This is a genomic window from Roseicyclus sp. (assembly GCF_052168335.1).
Lineage (GTDB): Bacteria > Pseudomonadota > Alphaproteobacteria > Rhodobacterales > Rhodobacteraceae > Roseibacterium.
Genome location: NZ_JBQLZP010000334.1, coordinates 1 through 4,418, shown reverse-complemented (window position 1 = coordinate 4,418; position 4,418 = coordinate 1). Strand labels below are relative to the sequence as shown.

Genomic DNA, 4,418 nt, shown 5'->3' with positions numbered 1-4,418 from the left:
GGGGTTGCGGGCGTTCCGCCGCATCGCAGCGAATTGACAGGGTCACAATATTCTCCATATACCGCCGTGGACGAAATGAAATTGCCGACAAGCGAATCCGGAGGCCGCCCGTGACCGCCCAAGCCAAAGACCAGCCCTGGCTCATCCGCACCTACGCGGGCCATTCCACGGCGAAGGCCTCGAACGCGCTCTATCGCGGCAACCTGGCGAAGGGGCAGACGGGTCTGTCGGTCGCCTTCGACCTGCCGACGCAGACGGGCTACGACAGCGACCACGAGCTTGCGCGCGGCGAGGTGGGCAAGGTCGGCGTTCCGATCTGTCACCTCGGCGACATGCGAACGCTGTTCGACGAGATCCCGCTCGAGCAGATGAACACCTCCATGACGATCAACGCCACCGCGCCGTGGCTGCTGGCGCTCTATATCGCGGTGGCGGAGGAGCAGGGCGCGGACGTGTCGAAGCTCCAGGGCACGGTGCAGAACGACCTGATGAAGGAGTATCTGAGCCGGGGCACCTATATCTGCCCGCCGAAGCCATCGCTGCGGATGATCGCGGACGTGGCGGAGTACTGCTACCGCGAGGTGCCCAAGTGGAACCCGATGAACGTGTGCTCCTACCACCTGCAGGAGGCCGGCGCGACGCCCGAGCAGGAGCTCGCCTTCGCGCTCGCCACCGCCATCGCCGTCCTCGACGAATTGCGCCCGCGGGTGCCCGAGGCGGATTTCCCGATCCTCGTCGGGCGCATTTCCTTCTTCGTGAACGCGGGCATCCGCTTCGTGACCGAGATGTGCAAGATGCGCGCATTCGTCGATCTCTGGGACGAGATATGCGAGGAGCGTTATGGCGTCACGGACCCGAAATACCGCCGTTTCCGTTATGGCGTGCAGGTCAACTCGCTCGGCCTGACCGAGCAGCAGCCGGAAAACAACGTCTACCGCATCCTGATCGAGATGCTGGCCGTCACGCTATCGAAGAAGGCGCGCGCCCGTGCCGTGCAATTGCCCGCCTGGAACGAGGCGCTGGGCCTGCCGCGGCCCTGGGACCAGCAATGGTCGATGCGGATGCAGCAGATCATGGCCTACGAGACGGACCTCCTGGAATACGGGGACCTCTTCGATGGCAATCCCGTGGTCGATGCGAAGGTGGAGGAACTGAAGCAGGGCGCGCGGGCGGAACTCGCCAATCTCGGGTCGATGGGCGGCGCCATTTCCGCGATCGACTACATGAAGTCGCGGCTGGTGGAATCGAATGCAGACCGCGTCAACGCGATCGAGCGGGGCGAAACGGTCGTGGTCGGCGTGAACCGCTTCACGCGCTCCGAGCCCTCGCCGCTGATGGGTGAGGACGGGGGGATCATGGTCGTCGATCCGGCCGTCGAGGAGGAGCAGATCGCGCGGCTCGCCGACTGGCGCGCCACCCGGGACGAGGCCGCGGTGAAGGCGGCGCTGGCCGAACTGAGGCAAGCGGCGGCCGAGGGACGGAACGTGATGCCGGCCTCCATCGCCGCCGCGAAGGCCGGGGCCACGACGGGCGAATGGGCGGGCGAAATGCGGGCCGTCCATGGCGAGTATCGCGGGCCCACCGGCGTCTCCAAGGCGGTGTCGAACAAGACCGAGGGGCTCGACGATATCCGGGCGGCCGTCGATGCGGTCTCCGACCGTCTCGGGCGGCGCCTCAGCTTCCTCGTCGGCAAGCCCGGCCTCGACGGGCATTCCAACGGCGCCGAGCAGATCGCCTTCCGCGCGCGGGACTGCGGCATGGATATCTCCTACGAGGGAATCCGCCTGACGCCCGCCCAGATCGTGGAGGCCGCGAAGGCCGAGGCCCCGCATGTCATCGGGCTGTCGATTCTCTCAGGCTCGCATGTTCCGCTGATCGCCGAGGTCATGGAACGGCTTCGCGCCGCGGGGCTCGATGATATTCCAGTGGTCGTCGGCGGCATCATCCCCGACGAGGACGCCGCGAAACTGAAGGGCTTCGGTGTCGCACGGGTCTATACGCCGAAGGATTTCGAATTGAACCGCATCATGATGGATATCGTGGCGTTGGCCGATCCGAAATCGATGGCGGCGGAATAAGCTCATGATTTTCGATGCATGAAATCGCCGTCTGGAACGGCTGCCTCTTGTATTGTTTCCCGATTGGCTGATATTTGGAACGAGACAGGTCTGACCGGTCATGACGGCATAGGGAAGAGTAAGAAATGGCAGTCAATCTCGAAAAGATGTCTCTCGAGGACTTGAAGGCGCTCCAGAAAGAAGTGGAAGCCGCCATCAAGGGTTTCGAGAAAAGGAAGAAGAAGGAGGCGCTCGTCGCCGCCCAGAAGGCCGCGCAGGAGCACGGGTTTTCGCTGGACGAAATCCTGAGCGAAAAGAGCGGATCGAAAGGCCTTCCGAAATACGCGAACCCCGCGGATCCCGACCAGACCTGGACCGGCCGCGGCCGCCAGCCCACCTGGGTCAAGGACGCGCTCGCCAAGGGCAAGAACCTCGAAGACCTCGCGCTCTGATCCATGACGGTCCACATCGGCGCATCGCCCGGCGACATCGCCGAAACCGTCCTCATGCCCGGCGACCCGCTTCGTGCCCGGTGGGCCGCCGAGCGTTTCCTGAAAGACCCCGTCTGCGTCAACGAGGTCCGGGGGATGCTGGGATACACCGGCACCTGGACCGGCGCGGACGGCAGGTCGCATCGCGTGACGATCCACGGCTCGGGCATGGGAATGCCCAGCCTCTCGATCTACGCCAATGAACTGATCCGCGACTACGGCGCGAAGACGCTGATCCGCATCGGCTCGGCCGGTGCGATGCAGGAGGCGGTGAAGGTCCGCGACGTCGTCCTCGCGATGACGTCCTCGACGCTGTCCACCCCCTCGCGCGGCGTGTTCCGCGAACTGAACTTCGCGCCCTGCGCCGATTACGGCCTGCTCGCCGCCGCCCATGCCGCCGCGCAGTCCAAGGCGAGCCGGGTGCATGTGGGCGGCATCTACTCGTCGGACGTCTTCTACGACGAGCGCCCCGACCTCAACGAGCAGATGACCCGTCACGGAATCCTCGCCGTCGAGATGGAGACCGCCGAGCTCTACATCCTCGCCGCGCGTTACAAGGTACGGGCGCTGTCGGTTCTCACGATCTCCGACCACCTACTGACGGGCGAGGCGCTGCCCTCCGCCGACCGGCAGTCGAGCTTCTCGGACATGGTCGAGATCGCGCTCGAGGCGGCTTTCGCATGAGACTGAAGCGCACACTCGCGGGCCGCACGGTCGGCGCGGTCGGTCTCGGCTGCATGAGCTTCGGCGGCATCTACGGCGACACCGACGAGGCGGAGAGCTTCGCCTGCCTCGAGGAGGCGCTGTCCCTCGGCGTCGATCACTGGGACGTGGCCGAGATCTACGGCATGGGCGTCTCCGAAAGCGTCATGGGCCGCTTCCTCGCGCAGCATCCTGCCGAGGTCTCGATCGCCACGAAGGCGGGCATCTACCCCGTGCCCGAGCGCCACTTCCGCAACGACGCCGACGCGCTCCGCGCCTCGCTGGAGGGATCGCTGAAGCGGCTCGGGCGCGGACGGGTGGAGCTCTTCTACATCCACCGCCGCGAGGCCGCGCGCCCCGTGGAGGAGGTGATGGAGACGCTCGTGGGCTTCATCGAGGAAGGGATGATCGGCGCCATCGGCTTCTCCGAGATCGCGCCCGCGACGCTCCGGCGCGCGCACGCGGTCCACCCGGTCGCGGCGGTGCAGTCGGAATACTCGCTCTGGACCCGTCAGCCGGAGCTCGGGATGCTCGAGGCCTGCGCGGAGCTGGGCGTGACCTTCGTGGCATTCTCGCCCGTCGGGCGCGGCATCTTCGCCGACCGCTTCCCGGACAGGGATGCCTTCCCGCCGGGCGACTTCCGCACGGCCAACCCCCGCTTCACCGAGCCGAACTACAGCGCCAACAAGGCGGCCGTCGCGCCCTTCCAGGCGTGGTGCTCGGCGCGCGGCTGGTCGACCTCGGCCGTGGCGGTCGCCTGGACGCTGCACCGGGGCGAGCATGTCCTGCCGATCCCCGGCACGCGCAGCGCGGCGCATCTGCGCGAGCTTGCGCAGGCGGCCGAGATCGCGCTGACGCCCGGCGACATGGCCGAGATCGCGCGGATGCTGCCGGCGGGCTTCGCCCACGGCGCGCGTTATTCCGACGCGCAATGGCCGGGCGTCGAGATCTACGGCTGAGACGGAAAGGGCGCCCGGGGGCGCCCATTTCGCGGGTTCAGATCACCACGACGTCGAGCGGCGGGAAGCCGTTGAAGCCGACCGAGGAGTAGCTCGACGTGTAGGCGCCGCAGTTCCGGATGATGATCCGGTCGCCCGAGCTCAGGCCGAGCGGCAGCGCCACGGGGCGCTTCTCGTAGAGCACGTCGGCGCTGTCGCAGGAGGGACCG

Annotated in this window: 4 protein-coding genes and 1 pseudogene; 4 read left to right on the top strand and 1 reads right to left on the bottom strand. The window is 66.8% G+C overall.

Annotated elements, in window-relative coordinates; genetic code table 11:
- Positions 1 to 110 precede the first annotated feature (110 nt).
- The 4 genes from ACTS11_RS10270 (at position 111) to ACTS11_RS10255 (ending at position 4,209) form a co-directional block, all read left to right on the top strand.
- The gene (locus ACTS11_RS10270) at positions 111 to 2,078 is read left to right on the top strand and encodes a methylmalonyl-CoA mutase family protein (protein ID WP_442640219.1); all 1,968 of its coding nucleotides are present in this window, start codon (positions 111 to 113) and stop codon (positions 2,076 to 2,078) included.
- Between the two features lie 125 nt (positions 2,079 to 2,203).
- Complete coding sequence (locus ACTS11_RS10265; protein WP_442640218.1) at positions 2,204 to 2,509, top strand: H-NS histone family protein; 306 nt, start codon at positions 2,204 to 2,206, stop codon at positions 2,507 to 2,509.
- A gap of 3 nt (positions 2,510 to 2,512) precedes the next feature.
- Entirely contained in the window at positions 2,513 to 3,232 is a 720-nt protein-coding gene (deoD, locus tag ACTS11_RS10260) for a purine-nucleoside phosphorylase (RefSeq protein WP_442640217.1), read from the top strand.
- Positions 3,229 to 4,209, top strand: a complete 981-nt coding sequence (locus ACTS11_RS10255; RefSeq protein WP_442640216.1) for an aldo/keto reductase — start codon at positions 3,229 to 3,231, stop codon at positions 4,207 to 4,209. The genes deoD and ACTS11_RS10255 overlap by 4 nt, the downstream gene beginning before the upstream one ends.
- A gap of 37 nt (positions 4,210 to 4,246) precedes the next feature.
- Here the strand turns inward: ACTS11_RS10255 and ACTS11_RS10250 are convergent.
- Positions 4,247 to 4,418, bottom strand: a pseudogene (locus tag ACTS11_RS10250) (type III PLP-dependent enzyme); the annotation flags it as partial.